This window comes from Streptomyces sp. NPDC005017, assembly GCF_042873115.1.
Classification (GTDB): Bacteria; Actinomycetota; Actinomycetes; order Streptomycetales; family Streptomycetaceae; genus Streptomyces.
Genome location: NZ_JBIALD010000012.1, coordinates 157195 through 174300, shown reverse-complemented (window position 1 = coordinate 174300; position 17106 = coordinate 157195). Strand labels below are relative to the sequence as shown.

Genomic DNA, 17106 nt, shown 5'->3' with positions numbered 1-17106 from the left:
GGCCGCTTCAGCCCCGGTCCGGACGCGGGTCCGCGACCGCTCGGCGGTTGCCGCCGTCGAGGGACGCCCGGGAACCGGGCAGCGTCGCGTCGGCGGTGTTCACCCGCGGCAGCGCGTACGGGTGTTCCAGGACCAGCCAGCGGATCATCCGCTCGCGCACCGTGACCCGTACCGTCCAGACGTCGTCGGCGTCCTTCGCCGTCATCAGCGCCCGCACCTCCATGGTGTTGGGCGTGGTGTCGGTGACGTCCAGGGTGTAGGTGCGGCCGTCCCAGGAGGGGCACTCGCGCAGGATGTCCCGCAGCTTCTCGCGCATCGCCTCCAGCGGTGCCGAGTGGTCCAGGTGCCAGTAGACGATGCCGGTCATCTGCGGGGTGCCCCGCGACCAGTTCTCGAACGGTTTGGACGTGAAGTACGACACCGGCATGGTGATCCGGCGCTCGTCCCAGGTCCGCACGGTCAGGAAGGTCAGCGTGATCTCCTCGACCGTGCCCCACTCGCCGTCCACCACGACCGTGTCGCCGATGCGCACCATGTCGCCGAAGGCGATCTGGAGCCCGGCGAACATGTTGCTCAGCGTGGACTGGGCGGCCACACCGGCGACGATGCCGATGATCCCGGCCGAGGCAAGCAGCGAGGCGCCGGCCGCGCGCATCGCCGGGAAGGTCAGCAGCATCGCGGCCACGGCCATCACACCGACGATCGCCGCGACCACACGTGTGATCAGCGTCACCTGGGTCCGCACCCGCCGGACCCGGGCCGCGTCGTGGCTCGCGCGGGCGTAGCGGCTGTACGTCGTCTCCACCACGGCGCCGGCGATCCGGATCACCAGCCAGGCGGACGAGCCGATCAGGGTCAGGGTCAGGATGCGGCCGATACCGACCTCGTTGGCCTCCAGCAGTTCCGCCTCGTCGTACGACCCTCTCAACAGGGCCGTGCACAGCACGAGCTGATAAGGGACACGGGCACGGCGCAGCAGACCCCACAGGGGGGTCTCGCTGTGCCGGCGGTCCGCCTTGCTCAGCAGTCGGTCCGTCGCCCAGCCGATGAGCAGCGTGAGGACGACCGAGCCGCCGATGACGATCACCGGGCGCAGTACGTTCTCCATGCCCCCGACCGTACTGGCACGATGGCCTCATGAACATCATGCTCTTTCACTCCGCCTACGGCCTGAGGCCCGCGGTGCGCGACGCGGCCGACCGGCTGCGCGCGGCCGGTCACGAGGTGTGGTCGCCCGATCTGTTCGACGGCCGCACCTTCGAGACGGTCGAGGAGGGCATGGACTGCAAGGACGAGATCGGCAAGGACGAACTGCTCAGGCGGGCCGTGCTGGCGGCCGCGCCGTACTCGGAGCGCGGGCTGGTGTACGCCGGGTTCTCGCTGGGCGCGTCCCTCGCGCAGACCCTGTGTCTCGGCGACGACAAGGCGCGCGGTCTGCTGCTCCTGCACGGCACCTCGGACATCGCGCCGAACGTCACGGCGGACGAGCTGCCGGTGCAGCTGCACGTCGCGGAGCCCGACCCGTTCGAGACGGACGACTGGCTGAGCTCCTGGTACCTCCAGATGGGCCGCACCGGCGCCGACGTGGAGGTCTACCGCTACGTCGGGGCCGGTCACCTGTACACCGACCCCGGTCTGCCGGACTACGACGCCGAGGCCGCCGAGGCCACCTGGCGGGTGGCGCTCGGCTTCCTCGGCTCGCTGTAGTCCCGCCGGGTCACCTCAGCCGGTTCAGCCCGCGCGGTACGCGGCCCAGTTCTGCTGCATGCGGGTCACCTGGCCGGCGGTGAACTGGTACATGCAGTTGTCGTACGTGTAGTCCATGAAGTTGTGGATGGGGTCCACACCGGTCTTGTTGGTGCATGTGTCACGGCCGGTGGGGCACTGGTACGCGGCGCTCTTCTCGGCCGGGGTGTCGGTGACGTAGTCGCCGTTGCCGTTACAGCCGCCCTGGAAGGTGTGGTAGAGGCCCATCCAGTGGCCGACCTCGTGGGTCGCCGTGTCGCCCTCGTTGTAGTTGGCGGCCGAGCCGCCCGGCAGCGAGGTGTCCAGCAGGACCACGCCGTCCATGGAGGGGCTGGAGTTGTAGGAGCTGGGGAAGGTGGCCCAGCCCAGCAGGCCGCCGCCGAGGTTGGCGGTGTAGATGTTGAGCGCGTTCGCGCCGCCCTTGCGCAGGGCGGTCTTCATCGCCTTCTCCGCGGTCGAGCCGGAGCTGAGGTTGTACCAGGCCGCGTTGTCCGTGTAGTCGGTCGCGGCCAGCGTGAACTGGTAGCCGGAGTCGACGTTTCCGGTGCCCTGGCCGGCGTAGGCCGCGTTCAGCACGTTCATCTGGGCGTTGACGGCGGTGGCGGAGAGCTTGCCGGCCGTGCCGCTGTGGATGACGTGGAAGTAGACCGGGACGGTGGTGGCCGCGGCGGCGGCCGTGACGCGCTTGCCGCTCGTACGCAGCCTGTCGAGGCGCTTCTGGAGGTCGGCGTCCATGGCCTGGGCCTTGGCGGCGGTGACCTCGTTGGGCTCGGCGACCGTCTGGCCCGCGCCGGGCCTGGCCTCACGGGCGGCCGCGGGGGCGGAGTCCTCGGCGCACTCGGCGCCGGTCGTGCCGGCCGCGGCGACACTGGTGGGTGCCGACAGCGGGGTGAGGAGCAGGGTTCCGGCCACGGCGGCACTGCCGATGAGGCGTCTGCGCATGTGGGGGGATATCCGGGCGAACGCACGCATGCTGACTCCAGGTGGGGTGGGGAGTTGGTTGAGCCAGGGATCTTCCTGACCGCCGCCCGGAGATTACGTGGACATGCCGACCTGGCAAGAGGAGAGTTCAGGCCCTATCAAATTCCCGGCGAACAGGGAGGATTGGGTAAGTGAACGATCGCCGCGTCCGGAGTTCGGTACCCGGATGTAACGAGAGCGGTGACCTGCGCGGGTGGTGTGTCCGGAAAAGGACCACGGCTCACACCACCCGCCGTAGCGACGTGATCTCGCCTTAACGGTTCAGTAGCACACCGGGTTTGGCTGAAAATCGTCGCTCACTGTCCGGCTCACACCGGTGAGTAGGTCCGCTCGACCTTCTGGGTGCCGCTGCGGGTGCGGTAGGAGCGCGCCCACGACGAGGTCGCGTCCGCCTTCGTCCGGTCGGACAGGACGTAGTAGTCCATCTGCGCCCGGTCGGCGGTGATGTCCAGGACGCCGTAGCCGTGGCGGTCGGTGTCGACCCAGTGGACATGCCGGTTGGCGGCGCGGATCAGCGGCGCGGCGACGGCCGACACCGTGCCCTCGGGGACCTTCACCAGGTCGTCGAGGTTGTCGGAGGTCACGGAGGTGACCACGAACTCCGTGGCGGCCGAGGCCGACAGCGGGTACGTGCCCGCGTTCACCGGGACGTCGTTCGCCCAGGCCATGTGGATGTCGCCGGTGAGGAAGACGGTGTTGCGGATGGCGTTGGACCGCAGATGCGCCAGCAGCTCGCGGCGGTCGTCCGTGTAGCCGTCCCACTGGTCGGTGTTGAGGGCCAGGCCCTCCTTGGGCAGGCCCAGCAGCTCGGCGAGCGGCTTGAGCAGGTCGGCGGTGAGCGAGCCGATGGCGAACGGCGAGATCATCACCGAGTTGCCGACCAGCCGCCAGGTGGTGTCCGAGGACTTCAGGCCCGCCTTCAGCCAGTCCAGCTGGGCCCGGCCGGTGAGCGTGCGGTCCGGGTCGTCCACCTGGCCGTTGCCCAGCTTGATCTGCTGGTCGCGGAACGAGCGCAGGTCCAGCAGCGAGAGGTCGGCGAGCTTTCCGAAGCGCAGCCGGCGGTAGGTGGTGCCGGCGATCGCCGGACGCACCGGCATCCACTCGAAGTAGGCCTGCTTGGCGGCCGCCTGACGGTTCGCGTAGGCGCCCTCGGCGCCCTCGGTGTGGTTCTCCGCGCCGCCCGACCAGGCGTCGTTGGCGATCTCGTGGTCGTCCCAGATCGCCACGACCGGCGCCTTGGAGTGCAGGGCCTGGAGGTCGGGGTCGGTCTTGTAACGGCCGTGCCGGATCCGGTAGTCCGCCAGGGTGAGGATCTCGTGCGCGGGGGCGTGCGGCCGTACGACGGTGTCACGGGTGCCGTACTGGCCGCTGCCGTACTCGTAGATGTAGTCGCCGAGGTGCAGCCAGGCGTCCAGGTCGCCGCGGTCGGCGAGATGGCGGTAGGCGGAGAAGTGGCCGGCCTCCCAGTTGGCGCAGGAGACCACGCCGAAGCGGAGGTTCGCCACGGCCGCGTCGGGGGCGGGCGCGGTGCGGGTACGGGCCACGGGCGAGTCGGTGCCGCCCGCGGAGAAGCGGAAGAAGTAGTCCGTGGCGGGCGCGAGTCCGCGGATGTCCGCCTTGACCGTGTGGTCGGTGGCGGCGGTGGCCGTGGTGGAGCCCCGGCCGACGACCTGGGTGAGCGCCTTGTCGGTGGCGACGACCCAGCTCACCGTGGTGTCGGCGCCGAGCCCGGAGCCGGGGACCGCCTCGGGGTCCGGGGTCACCCGGGTCCACAGCAGGATGCCGTCGGGCAGCGGGTCGCCGGAGGCGACGCCGTGCAGGAAGGCGGGGGCCGATCCGGCGGCGCGCGCGGGTAGCGCGGCGGTCAGCGGGGCGGCGAGTACGGCTCCGGCGGCGGCGGCCTTGACGACCGAACGGCGGCGCGGAGCGGGCAGGTTGCTGCCTATGTGAGATCTGTTGCGACTGGTCACGGGCGATCAGATTACTGAGCGGTAGGCCCGTGGGTAAGCCATCGGCACGGCAAGAGCGGGCGAACTCCCAAGAGTTCGCCCGCTCTTCGGCTGTCCGTTTCCCGACGCCCGCCGTCTGACGTGCTGTTACATGCCCGGTGCCGCGTTCCGTGCGGGAGGCGCCCGGTGCTCCCGCACGCCTACTTGGTGACGCCCGCGTCCTTCAGGGCCGTCTGCCACTCGGCGACCGTCTTCGGGTTCTCGATCGTCTTGTCGTTGATCTTGACCGTGGGCGTGGACTCGACGCCCTCGGAGTCGTCGAACGCCTTGCTCATCTTCATCGCCCAGGCGTCGTAGGTGCCCGCCTCGACGGCGTCCTGGAACTTCTCGTTGTTCTTCAGGGCGTCGACCGTGTCCGCGACCTTGATCAGGTAGCTGTCGTCGGCGAGGTCGTCGGTGGACTCCTCGGGATGGTACTCGGCCGAGTACAGCGCGGCCTTGTAGTCCAGGAACGCCTCGGGGCTGACGTTCAGCGCGGCGCCGAGTGCGCTCAGGGCGTTCTTGGAGCCCTCGCCGCCGAGGTTGCCGTCCAGGAAGGTGCCGATGGTGAGGGACAGCTTGTAGTCGCCGTCCGTCATGCCCTTGTTGACCGTCTCGCCGACGGTCTGCTCGAAGCTCGCGCAGGCCGGGCAGCGCGGGTCCTCGTAGAGGTGGACCACGTTGTCGGACTTGGAGTCGCCGATGACGAGCGTGGTGCCGTTCTCGCCGGAGGTGTTGGCCGGGGCGACGACGGTCGCCTTCGCGGCCTCCTCCCACTTGCCGGGCTCATTGGCCTGGACGACCGCGAAGCCGATGCCGCCGGCCGCGGCCAGCACCCCGACGACCGTGCCGGCCACCACGAGCTGACGCCTGGCCTTGGCCTTCCTCGCCTCGCGCTCGCGCTCCACGCGCAGCCGTTCCCGGGCCGCCGACTTCGCCGCCTGGCTGTTCCGCTTGCTCATGCTGATGATCTCCCTGTGGGACGCGCACGTGTCGTACGCGGGATACGGGTGTGGGGGACTGCCTGTGCTCGGGTGCGGCCGGGCCGTCGTCAGACGGCGCGGGCGGCGGAGCAGGGCGGTCCCCGGCGTCCCAGGGAGTGCGAGAGCAGCAGATCGCGCACCGGCGCGGTGCGGCGCAGCGGGCGGGGCGGCCGGGGGCGGGCCGGGGTGCGCCGTACGGCGACCGCGGCGACCGCGAGCAGCAGCGGCCGGAAGGTGGTGGCGCCGGCGGCCCGCATCAGCTGGACCAGGGCGCGCTCGCCGCGCCGCAGCCAGAGGGCGGCCAGCAGTCCGACACCGACATGGGCGCCCAGCAGCAGCCAGGCGATGGCCGGACCGGCCTGCCCGAGCAGGAAGGCCGTCCGCTCCCCGCCGGTCACACGGGCGAGCGGGCCGCCCACCTGGCCGGCGCACAGCAGATCCAGGCCGACCGAGCGCAGCGGACCCGCCACCGGGCCGCCGGCCTGGCCGTAACAGGTGTGCTGGCCGGTGGTGAAGACCGTGTCGGCGGCCAGCTCCAGAGGGATCAGCAGGGCGGTGATCCGCCCGAAGCCGCGCTCGGCGCCCGCCAGCGCGTAGGCCACGGCGAACACGGCGGCGGTGACCACCGCGACCGTGCCCACCGGCAGCGGAACCCCGGACAGCAGCACGTGCGACGCGGTGCTGAGGGTCACGACCACCGCCGTGAACAGCACCGCGCGCACGGCTCTGAGCTGGGTTCCGGATATGTCCATCGCCTACGAAGTGTGGCATGCGCCCGGATAAGGGACCCTTAAAGGTTCCCTGTGAGATTCGCCGGGGCGGGATTCCGCAGGCCCGACGGGCCGCCGGGCGACGGGGTCACAGACCTGGGATACGGCCGTTGCGGAACAGGTCGACGAAGATCTGGTGGTCGGCACGCGCGCGTGCGCCGTAGCTGTGCGCGAAGTCCACCAGCAGCGGGGCGAAGCCCTCCTCGTCGGCCGCGATCGCCGCGTCGATGGCCCGCTCGGTGGAGAACGGCACCAGCGACTCGCCGGAGGTGTCGTCGGCGGCGGAGTGCATCGAGGCGGTCGCCCGGCCGAGGTCGGCCACGACGGCCGCGATCTCCTCCGGGTCGTCGATGTCGCCCCAGTCCAGGTCCACGGCGTACGGCGAGACCTCGGCGACCAGCTGGCCCGCGCCGTCCAGCTCGGTCCAGCCCAGCCACGGGTCGGCGTGGGCCTGGAGGGCGCGCTGGGAGATCACCGTGCGGTGGCCCTCGTGCCGGAAGTACTCGCGGATCGCCGGGTCGGTGATGTGCCGGGAGACCGCCGGGGTCTGGGCCTGCTTGACGTAGATCACCACGTCGTTCTCCAGGGCGTCGCTGTGGCCCTCCAGCAGGATGTTGTACGAGGGCAGGCCGGCCGAGCCGATGCCGATGCCGCGGCGGCCGACGACGTCCTTCACGCGGTAGGAGTCGGGGCGGGCCAGCGAGGTATCGGGCAGCGTCTCCAGATAGCCGTCGAAGGCCGCCAGCACCTTGTAGCGGGTCGCCGCGTCCAGCTCGATGGAGCCGCCGCCGGGCGCGAAACGGCGCTCGAAGTCGCGGATCTCCGTCATCGAGTCCAGCAGCCCGAAGCGGGTCAGCGAACGGGCGTCGCGGAGGGCGCCGAGCAGCGGTCCGGTGGCCGTGTCCAGGGTGAACGGCGGCACGTCGTCGGTCTTGGCGCCGGCCGCCAGTTCGTGGACCCGCTCGCGGTACGCGCCCGCGTAGATCCCCACCATCTCGGTGATCTGCTCGTCGCTGAGGGCCTTGGCGTAGCCGATCAGCGCGACGGAGGCCGCGAAGCGCTTCAGGTCCCAGGTGAAGGGACCGACGTAGGCCTCGTCGAAGTCGTTGACGTTGAAGATCAGCCGGCCCGTGGAGTCCATGTACGTGCCGAAGTTCTCGGCGTGCAGGTCGCCGTGGATCCACACGCGCGAGGTGCGGTCGTCCACGTAGGGGCCGCCGTCCCCCGAGCCCAGGTCGTGGTAGAAGAGGCAGGCCGTCCCCCGGTAGAACGCGAACGCCGAGGCCGCCATCTTGCGGAACTTCACCCGGAACGCGGCCGGGTCGGCGGCCAGCAGTTCGCCGAAGGCGGTGTCGAAGACGGCGAGGATCTCCTCGCCCCTGCGCTCCACGTCGAGCTGGGGAACCGACATCGCTGGATGCCTCCTGGTGCAGATGGTGCGTGACGTATGGGGCAGGTGTGACGTTCGTCCCTCGGGACGCCCCCCGCCCACTTCCAACGCATGAAGGTACGCGTAGGTGCCCGCCATCGCCCGGCCACCACCCCTCATCGAGGCGCTTCGCGCCGCGGCGATTATCTCCGGTGTCAGTGGTCGGGCATAGACTTCGACGCTGTCCCCCCAGACCGTCCGCATCCTGATCGTCGAACGTTTTCCTTGGAGGCCGCGCCGTGTCGAAGCCGCCGTTCACGCACCTGCACGTCCACACCCAGTACTCGTTGCTGGACGGTGCCGCGCGGCTGAAGGACATGTTCGACGCGTGCAACGAGATGGGCATGACGCACATCGCCATGTCCGACCACGGCAACCTGCACGGCGCCTACGACTTCTTCCACACGGCCAAGAAGGCGGGGGTCACGCCGATCATCGGCATCGAGGCCTACGTCGCGCCCGAGTCCCGCCGCAACAAGCGCAAGATCCAGTGGGGCCAGCCGCACCAGAAGCGCGACGACGTCTCCGGTTCCGGCGGTTACACCCACAAGACGATCTGGGCGGCGAACTCCACCGGGCTGCACAACCTCTTCAAGCTCTCCTCCGACGCCTACGCCGAGGGCTGGCTCCAGAAGTGGCCCCGGATGGACAAGGAGACCATCTCCCAGTGGTCCGAGGGGCTCATCGCCTCCACCGGCTGCCCCTCCGGCGAACTCCAGACCCGGCTGCGTCTCGGCCAGTTCGACGAGGCCCTGAAGTCGGCCGCCGAGTACCAGGACATCTTCGGCAAGGACCGCTACTTCCTGGAACTGATGGACCACGGCATCGAGATCGAGCGCCGGGTCCGTGACGGCCTGCTGGAGATCGGCAAGAAGCTCGGCATCCCGCCGCTGGTCACCAACGACTCGCACTACACCTACGCCCACGAGGCGACCGCGCACGACGCGCTGCTGTGCATCCAGACCGGCAAGAACCTCTCCGACCCGGACCGCTTCAAGTTCGACGGCACCGGCTACTACCTGAAGTCCACGGACGAGATGTACGCCGTCGACTCCTCGGACGCCTGGCAGGAGGGCTGCCGCAACACCCTCCTGGTGGCCGAGCAGATCGACACCACCGGCATGTTCGTCGAGAAGAACCTCATGCCGAAGTTCGACATCCCCGAGGGCTACACCGAGGTCAGCTGGTTCCGCGAGGAGACCATGCGCGGCATGGAGCGCCGCTTCCCCGGCGGCATCCCGGAGGACCGCCTCAAGCAGGTCGAGTACGAGATGGACACCATCATCTCGATGGGCTTCCCGGGCTACTTCCTCGTGGTCGCCGACTTCATCATGTGGGCCAAGAAACAGGGCATCGCGGTCGGCCCCGGCCGCGGCTCCGCGGCCGGCTCGATCGTCGCCTACGCCCTCGGCATCACCGACCTCGATCCGATCCCGCACGGACTGATCTTCGAGCGCTTCCTCAACCCCGAGCGCATCTCGATGCCCGACGTCGACATCGACTTCGACGAGCGCCGGCGCGTCGAGGTGATCCGGTACGTGACGGAGAAGTACGGCTCCGACAAGGTCGCCATGATCGGCACCTACGGCAAGATCAAGGCCAAGAACGCCATCAAGGACTCCGCGCGCGTGCTGGGCTACCCGTACGCGATGGGCGACCGCCTCACCAAGGCCATGCCGCCAGACGTCCTCGGCAAGGGCATCCCGCTCTCCGGCATCACCGACCCGCAGCACCCCCGGTACTCCGAGGCCGGCGAGATCCGGGCGATGTACGAGAACGAGCCGGACGTCAAGAAGGTCATCGACACCGCGCGCGGTGTGGAGGGCCTGGTCCGGCAGATGGGTGTGCACGCGGCCGGCGTGATCATGTCCAGCGAGCCGATCGTCGAGCACGCCCCGATCTGGGTGCGGCACACCGACGGCGTGACCATCACGCAGTGGGACTACCCGCAGTGCGAGTCGCTCGGCCTGCTGAAGATGGACTTCCTCGGCCTGCGGAACCTGACCATCATGGACGACGCCGTCAAGATGGTGAAGGCCAACAAGGGCGTCGAGCTGGACCTGCTGAGCCTGCCCCTGGACGACCCGAAGACCTTCGAACTGCTCCAGCGCGGCGACACCCTCGGCGTCTTCCAGTTCGACGGCGGACCGATGCGGTCCCTGCTGCGGCTGATGAAGCCCGACAACTTCGAGGACATCTCCGCCGTCTCGGCCCTGTACCGGCCGGGCCCGATGGGCATGAACTCGCACACGAACTACGCGCTGCGCAAGAACAAGCAGCAGGAGATCACGCCGATCCACAAGGAGCTGGAGGCGCCTCTCGAAGAGGTCCTCGCGGTCACCTACGGCCTGATCGTCTACCAGGAGCAGGTGCAGAAGGCCGCCCAGATCATCGCGGGCTACTCGCTCGGCGAGGCCGACATCCTCCGCCGGGTGATGGGCAAGAAGAAGCCCGAGGAGCTGGAGAAGAACTTCGTCATCTTCCAGGCCGGCGCCCGCAAGAACGGCTACAGCGACGAGGCCATCCAGGCCCTGTGGGACGTGCTGGTCCCGTTCGCCGGCTACGCCTTCAACAAGGCGCACTCCGCCGCGTACGGCCTGGTCTCGTACTGGACCGCCTACCTGAAGGCGAACTACCCGGCCGAGTACATGGCGGGGCTGCTGACCTCGGTGAAGGACGACAAGGACAAGTCGGCCGTCTACCTCAACGAGTGCCGCCGCATGGGCATCCGGGTGCTCCCGCCGAACGTCAACGAGTCCGAGTCCAACTTCGCCGCCCAGGGCGACGACGTGATCCTCTTCGGCCTGTCCGCCGTGCGCAACGTCGGCACCAACGTCGTGGAGTCGATCATCAAGTGCCGCAAGGCCAAGGGGAAGTACGCCTCCTTCCCCGACTACCTCGACAAGGTCGACGCGGTCGTCTGCAACAAGCGCACCACGGAGTCGCTGATCAAGGCCGGCGCCTTCGACACCATGGGGCACACCCGCAAGGGCCTGACCGCGCAGTACGAGCCGATGATCGACAACGTGGTCGCGGTCAAGCGCAAGGAGGCCGAAGGCCAGTTCGACCTCTTCGGCGGCATGGGCGAGGAGAGCAGCAGCGAGCCGGGCTTCGGGCTGGACGTGGAGTTCTCCCCCGACGAGTGGGACAAGACCTATCTGCTCGCCCAGGAGCGGGAGATGCTCGGTCTCTACGTCTCCGACCACCCGCTGTTCGGCCTGGAGCACGTGCTGTCCGACAAGGCCGACGCGGGCATCGCCCAGCTCACCGGCGGTGAGCACGCGGACGGGGCGGTCGTCACCATCGGCGGCATCATCTCCGGCCTCCAGCGCAAGATGACCAAGCAGGGCAACGCCTGGGCGATCGCCACCGTCGAGGACCTGGCCGGTTCCATCGAGTGCATGTTCTTCCCGGCGACCTACCAGCTGGTGTCGACCCAACTCGTCGAGGACGCGGTGGTGTTCGTCAAGGGCCGCCTCGACAAGCGCGAGGACGTGCCGCGGCTGGTCGCCATGGAGCTGATGGTCCCCGACCTGTCGACGGCGGGCACCAACGCGCCCGTGGTCCTCACCATCCCGGCCATGAAGGTCACCCCGCCGATGATCAGCCGACTCGGCGAGATCCTCAGCCACCACAAGGGTGACAGCGAGGTCCGCATCAAGCTCCAGGGGCCGACCAGGACGACCGTGCTGCGGCTGGACCGGCACCGGGTCAAGCCCGACCCGGCGCTGTTCGGCGATCTCAAGGTGCTGCTCGGCCCGTCCTGTCTGGCCGGCTGACCGGTACCCGGCGACGGGCCGGCCGGCCCGGGCGACGGACGTACGGACGGCGTGAGGGGCGCACCCGAAGCGGGCGCGCCCCTCACGTGTGCCTGGGTCTCAACAACCCTTTATGAAGATGTCAGTTGTGACCGAAGCGCTTCTCCCTGCCCTTGCGGGCCACGTCGCCGGGAGTCACCTGCGCCATCCGCTGTTCCGCCTGCTGCTCCATCGAGGACTGCTGGGCGGACTGCTGCATGCGCTCGGCCTGCGGCTGCTTGCGGTCACGGTTCTTGTTCTTGGCCATGGTGATCTGCCTCCTGAGGGTGATCTAGGGGCCAGGGCCGCGACCAGATTCACATAGCCTGACAAAGAGCGCATTTCGGATAATTACCGTGTGTGACAGGCGTGGTCGCGGAGTGACGCCCCGAAACGCCACGCCGAAGATCGAGTTCCGGCCGTTAACCCACGCGCGGTCGGGCAGACTCGAAGCGAGCCGCAAGCAAAACTCCCAGGAAGAGGGTGAGTCGTGTGGACCGCTGCATCGTCCTGGTGGACGCCGGGTATCTGCTGGGGGCCGCCGCCAGTCTCCTCGCCGGGGAACCGTCCAGGTCCCGCATCACCGTCGACCACGCGGCCCTCATCCAGGGCCTGCGCGAGCGCGCCGAGTCCGAGACCGAGCGCCCCCTGCTGCGCATCTACTGGTTCGACGGCGCCCCCGACCGCGTCCCCCAGCCCGAGCACCGCAGGCTGCGGGTGATGCCCCGGGTCACCGTCCGGCTGGGCGCCCTGACCCGCAGCGACGGACGCTGGGCCCAGAAGGGCGTCGACGCGGCCATGCACGCCGAACTGACCGAACTGGCCCGCAACCGCGCCTGCTCCGACATCGTCCTGGTCACCGGAGACGGCGATCTGCTGCCCGGCATGATGGCCGCCAAGGAGCACGGTGTCGCCGTCCACCTCTGGGCCGTCCAGGCCGCCGACGGCGACTACAACCAGTCGGAGGACCTGGTCGCCGAGGCCGACGAACGGCGCGTGCTGGACCGGACCTGGATCACCAAGGCCGTCCGGGCCAAGGAGCTGACCGGGATCTGCGCGCCGCCGCCCGCGCCGCGGCCGGAGATCGCCGCGATCCTGTCCGCGCCGCTGCCCGACGCGAGCCTGCCCGGCACCGAGCGGCCCGCCGACGAGCCCGCGCAGCATCCCGCCGCCGGTACGCGGCCCGCCGACCAGGAGCGGGTGCCCGCGCCCAAGGGCGTGCCCACCCCCAAGGACCTCGCCGCCATGCGCGGACCCGGCACGCACGCCGTGCAGCACCCGGCGAGCGCGACCCTGCGCTGGTCCTCCGACAAGGGCTGGGTGGACCGGCCCGGCGTCGGCGCCGAGCCGCCGGAGATCGCCGCCATGCCGACGCTGGCACAGCTCACCACGGCCGAGCAGCGCTGGGCCGACCGGGAGGAGGACATCACGACCGTTGGCGGCGACCCGTACGAGGTCGGGCAGGTTTTCGCCCGCCGGTGGATGGCCCGGCTGGGGGACCAGGGGCATCTCCAGCGGCTGTCGGGCATGTACCCGCGCATCCCGCACCGGATCGACGGGGAACTGCTGCGGTACGCGGCCCGCTTCGGGCTGCTGGCCCACAAGGACGACCAGATCGACGAGCACGACCGGTACGCGATCCGCGCGGGCTTCTGGCGCGAGTTCGACGTCCCCACGGCCCCGGAGCACGCCCCCGCCGGGGAGTGAGTCGGCAGGACCGTACGGGCTGCGGCCGGAGAGCAGGGCATGGCCCGTACGGCCGCGGGGCGGTGGCGGGGTAGCAGGGCATGGCCCGTACGGCCGCGGGGGCGGTGGCCGGGAAAAGGGTGTACGGGCGGTTTTGCGGTGATGGGCCGCCCCGGGGGCATGTGCGCCGTCCCGACCCCGTAGTCTCGTCCCTTGTGAGTACGCGCGCGGGACATGCCCCTGGACACCCCGGTGATGTGGTGTGCGCGGTGCGCGGGCTGACCAAGACGTATCCGGCGATGCGCGGCCGGCGAGGAGTGCCCGCGGTGCCCGAGGTACGGGCCACCGACGACGTGGAGCTCGACATCCGGCGCGGCGAGATCTTCGGCCTGCTCGGGCCGAACGGGGCCGGGAAGACCACGCTTGTACGCCAGCTCACCGGGCTGATGCGGCCCGACGGCGGGAGCGTGCACATCCTCGGGCACGACATCGTGCGGCACCCGGAGCGGGCCGCGCGCATCCTCGCCTACCTGGGGCAGGAGTCGACCGCCCTGGACGAGCTGACCGTGTCGCTGGCCGCCGAGACGACCGGGCGGCTGCGCGGGCTGGAGGCCCGGCAGGCGCGCGCCGAGCGGGACTCCGTGCTGGAGGAGCTCGGGCTGACCGCGCTCGCCTCACGGCCCCTGAAGAAACTCTCCGGCGGACAGCGCCGGCTGGCCTGCCTCGCCGCCGCGCTGGTCGGCGAACGCCCGCTGCTGGTGCTGGACGAGCCCACTACCGCGATGGACCCGGTGGCGCGGCGGGCCGTGTGGTCCGCCGTGGACCGCCGGCGCGCCGAGCACGGTACGACGGTGCTGCTCGTCACCCACAACGTGATCGAGGCCGAGACGGTCCTGGACCGGGTCGCCGTGCTCGACCGGGGCCGGGTGATCGCCTGCGACACACCCGCCGGGCTCAAGGAGCGGGTGGCCGGCGAGGTCCGCGTCGAACTGGTGTGGCGGGACCGGGCGCCGCTGGAGGTGCCCGAGGTCGCGGCGCTGCGAGAGGGGGCCGAGGAGTCCGGCCGCCGCTGGACGCTGCGGCTCGCCCCGGAGGAGGCCCGCGCGGTCGTGGCCACCGTCACCGGCGGCGCCGCGTTCGCCGCCCTGGACGACTTCACCCTGGCCACGCCCAGCCTGGAGGACGTCTACCTGGCCCTGGGCGGGGCCGCGCGGCAGGGGCTGGTGAAGGCGTGAACGGCAGGGCCGCGGTCGCCGTACGGGAGAATGCACGCGTTGGGGCGAGATCCGCAGTGAACCCCAGGAAGGGGAGCAGCGCGAGGTGAGTGTCGTACCCGCAGAGGTGCTGCCGGGCGGTGTCCTGAAGACGGGGGAGCGGGCCGCGGACCCGGCCGAGCTCGGGCCGCGGGCGCGGCTGTGGCCGTCCCTGGCGGCCGTGTACCGGGCGCAGCTGTCCCGGGCACGGGTGGCGCGCATCCCGCTGCTGTTCGTGGCGACCTTCCAGTCGGTCGGCATCCTGGTCATGATGCGCGGGGTGGTCGACGGCGGCAGCCAGGCCGAGCACGTGGTGGCCGGTTCGGCGGTGCTCGTCGTGGCCTTCGTCGCGCTGAACCTGCTGGCGCAGTACTTCGGGCAGCTGCGGTCGACCGGCGGGCTCGACCACTACGCGACCCTGCCGGTGCCGCCGGCCGCGGTCGTGCTGGGCGCGGCGGGGGCCTACGCCTCCTTCACCGTGCCGGGGACCTTCGTCACGGCCGCCTTCGGCTGTGTGCTGTTCGGGCTGCCGCTGACCAACCTGTGGATCCTCCTCGCGGTCGTCCCGCTCGCAGGGGCCGCCCTGTCCGGGCTCGGCGCCGCCCTCGGGCTGCTCGCGCCGCGACCGGAGCTGGCCACCGTGCTGGGGCAGCTCGGCATGTCCGCGGCGCTGCTGCTGGGCGTGCTGCCGCCGGAGCGGATGCCGCAGCTCGTGCGGCTGGCCCGTGATCTGCTGCCCTCGACGTACGGTGTCGAGGCGTACGCCCGCACCTTCTCGGCGGATCCCGACTGGGCCGTGGTGGCCGTGGACCTCGCGGTGTGCGCGGGGGTCGGGGGCATCTCGCTGGCCGTGGCGACGTGGGCGTACCGCCGGGCTGCCGTCCGGTGACGCACCGGGCGGGCGGGCCTGGCACGATGTCAGGGTGACCGCACCGTTTACTCCGCCTCCGCCGCCGCACGAGCAGTCGGCGCACAGCCAGTCCCACTCGCCCCATGCCGCATGGCCGCCGCCGTCGGGCGGGGCCGGTCACGACGGGGCGTACGGGTACGGACAGGACGGTCCCGGGATGCGGACGGAGCTGCGTGAGGCCGCCGTGATCACCGTCGCGGTGGCGCTGACCGGAGTGCTGCTCGGCGCGCTGTGGAACTGGCTCGCGCCGCGCATTCCGCTGATCGGCGAGGTGACCGACGGAAGCTGGGTCGTCTACGTCAAGGAGACCGAGGGCGAGCAGGCCATCGGCACCGACGGAACGTTCGCCCTCCTGGGGCTGGCCTTCGGCGTGGTGACGGCCCTGGCCGTCTTTCTCGTCCGCCGCCAAGGCGGTGTCCCCCTGGTCGTCGCCCTAGGCCTCGGCGGCCTGCTCGGCTCCGTGCTGGCCTGGCGTTTCGGCCTGTGGCTCGGCCCGGCCGACGACGTCCTCGCGCACGCGAAGGAGGCCGGGCAGGGGGTCACCTTCTCGGCCCCCCTGAAGCTGAACGCCAAGGGCGCGCTCCTGGCCTGGCCCCTGGGCGCCCTCCTCTTCCACCTGGGCCTCACAGCCCTCTTCGGCCCCAGAGACCCCGAACCCCCCATGCACCCCCAGCACCACCACAAGTAGCCCCTCGAGCACGCCGGAGGGTCCATAGGAGGCGCGGGAAACTGCGCGAAAAACCCCGGCCGACGGGATCTCCAGGGGCGCGAGGACGCGCGACAAGCCACAGCCGAGGAGGTCTCCAGGGGCGCGGGGAACTGCGCAAAAAGCCACACACAACCCGCACCCAGGCACGCCTCGACCCCCATCAGGGGCGCGGGGAACTACGCGAAAACCCCAGCTGACCGGGCCTTCAGGGGCGCGGGGAACTGCGCGACAAGCCACCGCCCACCCGCACCGGAGTGATCAGGGGCGCGGGGAACTGCGCGAAAACCACGGACCACCCGCGGCCGGACACACAACCGCAAGCCCCACCCCGCCCAACCGCCGGACGGCAGCCGGCTACCCCCGCCCGATGCCCGCAAGCACCGCCCCCGTCAGCGAAGCCAGATCCCCGGGAGCCAGCTCCACCTCCAGCCCCCTCCGCCCCGCGGACACACAGATCGTCGCGTGCGACGAGGCGGACTCGTCCAGCACGGTGGGCAACCGCTTCCGCTGCCCCAGCGGAGAGATCCCACCCCGCACATACCCCGTCGCCCGCTCGGCCAGCGCCGGATCGGCCATCGCGGCCTTCTTCCCGCCCACCGCCGACGCCAGCGCCTTGAGATCGAGGGACCCGGCCACCGGGACCACGGCCACGGTCAGCGTGCCGTCGACGTCGGCCACCAGCGTCTTGAACACCCGGTCGGGGGACACCCCCATCGCCTCGGCGGCCTCCTCACCGTAGGAGGGGTGGGACGGGTCGTGGTCGTAGGCGTGGACCGTGTACTCCACGCCCGCCGCGGTGAGCGCCACCGTGGCCGGCGTACCGCCCTGCTGCTTCTTCGCCTTCTTCGCCATGT

The 17106-nt window shown here is 70.7% G+C and carries 14 protein-coding genes; 6 read left to right on the top strand and 8 right to left on the bottom strand.

The window, feature by feature from the left end; genetic code table 11:
* Window positions 1-7 precede the first annotated feature (7 nt).
* Window positions 8-1108: a mechanosensitive ion channel family protein gene (locus ACFYR0_RS20225; RefSeq protein ID WP_389329557.1), complete on the bottom strand. Its 1101-nt coding sequence runs from the start codon at window positions 1106-1108 to the stop codon at window positions 8-10.
* A 29-nt stretch (window positions 1109-1137) separates the two neighbouring features.
* Here ACFYR0_RS20225 and ACFYR0_RS20220 point away from each other — a divergent pair, with 29 nt between their 5' ends.
* Complete coding sequence (locus ACFYR0_RS20220; RefSeq protein WP_389329554.1) at window positions 1138-1707, top strand: dienelactone hydrolase family protein; 570 nt, start codon at window positions 1138-1140, stop codon at window positions 1705-1707.
* A gap of 24 nt (window positions 1708-1731) precedes the next feature.
* On the opposite strand, the gene ACFYR0_RS20215 is transcribed toward ACFYR0_RS20220, so the two are convergent.
* From ACFYR0_RS20215 to ACFYR0_RS20195, 5 genes are all read right to left on the bottom strand, one after another.
* Complete coding sequence (locus ACFYR0_RS20215) at window positions 1732-2718, bottom strand: zinc metalloprotease (RefSeq protein ID WP_389329551.1); 987 nt, start codon at window positions 2716-2718, stop codon at window positions 1732-1734.
* Window positions 2719-3035: 317 nt separating this feature from the next.
* Entirely contained in the window at window positions 3036-4697 is a 1662-nt protein-coding gene (locus ACFYR0_RS20210) for an alkaline phosphatase D family protein (protein ID WP_389329548.1), read from the bottom strand.
* Window positions 4698-4876: 179 nt separating this feature from the next.
* Complete coding sequence (locus ACFYR0_RS20205; protein ID WP_389329545.1) at window positions 4877-5677, bottom strand: DsbA family protein; 801 nt, start codon at window positions 5675-5677, stop codon at window positions 4877-4879.
* A gap of 89 nt (window positions 5678-5766) precedes the next feature.
* On the bottom strand, window positions 5767-6450 hold the full coding sequence (locus ACFYR0_RS20200; RefSeq protein WP_389329542.1) for a hypothetical protein: 684 nt from the start codon (window positions 6448-6450) through the stop codon (window positions 5767-5769).
* A gap of 106 nt (window positions 6451-6556) precedes the next feature.
* Complete coding sequence (locus tag ACFYR0_RS20195; RefSeq protein WP_389329540.1) at window positions 6557-7879, bottom strand: DUF2252 domain-containing protein; 1323 nt, start codon at window positions 7877-7879, stop codon at window positions 6557-6559.
* A 257-nt stretch (window positions 7880-8136) separates the two neighbouring features.
* Between ACFYR0_RS20195 and dnaE the strand changes: the two genes are divergently transcribed.
* Entirely contained in the window at window positions 8137-11676 is a 3540-nt protein-coding gene (dnaE, locus tag ACFYR0_RS20190; protein WP_389329538.1) for a DNA polymerase III subunit alpha, read from the top strand.
* A 121-nt stretch (window positions 11677-11797) separates the two neighbouring features.
* Here dnaE and ACFYR0_RS20185 read toward each other — a convergent pair whose 3' ends face one another.
* On the bottom strand, window positions 11798-11962 hold the full coding sequence (locus ACFYR0_RS20185) for a hypothetical protein (RefSeq protein ID WP_389329535.1): 165 nt from the start codon (window positions 11960-11962) through the stop codon (window positions 11798-11800).
* Window positions 11963-12186: 224 nt separating this feature from the next.
* Here ACFYR0_RS20185 and ACFYR0_RS20180 point away from each other — a divergent pair, with 224 nt between their 5' ends.
* The 4 genes from ACFYR0_RS20180 (at window position 12187) to ACFYR0_RS20165 (ending at window position 16231) form a co-directional block, all read left to right on the top strand.
* Window positions 12187-13401 carry an NYN domain-containing protein gene (locus ACFYR0_RS20180; RefSeq protein WP_389329532.1) on the top strand — a complete coding sequence of 405 codons (1215 nt, stop codon included), beginning with the start codon at window positions 12187-12189 and terminating at the stop codon, window positions 13399-13401.
* A 248-nt stretch (window positions 13402-13649) separates the two neighbouring features.
* The gene (locus ACFYR0_RS20175; RefSeq protein ID WP_389329529.1) at window positions 13650-14615 is read left to right on the top strand and encodes an ABC transporter ATP-binding protein; all 966 of its coding nucleotides are present in this window, start codon (window positions 13650-13652) and stop codon (window positions 14613-14615) included.
* 85 nt (window positions 14616-14700) lie between these two features.
* On the top strand, window positions 14701-15522 hold the full coding sequence (locus ACFYR0_RS20170; RefSeq protein ID WP_389329526.1) for an ABC transporter permease: 822 nt from the start codon (window positions 14701-14703) through the stop codon (window positions 15520-15522).
* A gap of 34 nt (window positions 15523-15556) precedes the next feature.
* Entirely contained in the window at window positions 15557-16231 is a 675-nt protein-coding gene (locus tag ACFYR0_RS20165) for an AAA family ATPase (RefSeq protein WP_389329523.1), read from the top strand.
* A gap of 375 nt (window positions 16232-16606) precedes the next feature.
* Here ACFYR0_RS20165 and ybaK read toward each other — a convergent pair whose 3' ends face one another.
* Window positions 16607-17104, bottom strand: a complete 498-nt coding sequence (gene ybaK, locus ACFYR0_RS20160) for a Cys-tRNA(Pro) deacylase (RefSeq protein WP_389329520.1) — start codon at window positions 17102-17104, stop codon at window positions 16607-16609.
* Window positions 17105-17106 lie beyond the last annotated feature (2 nt).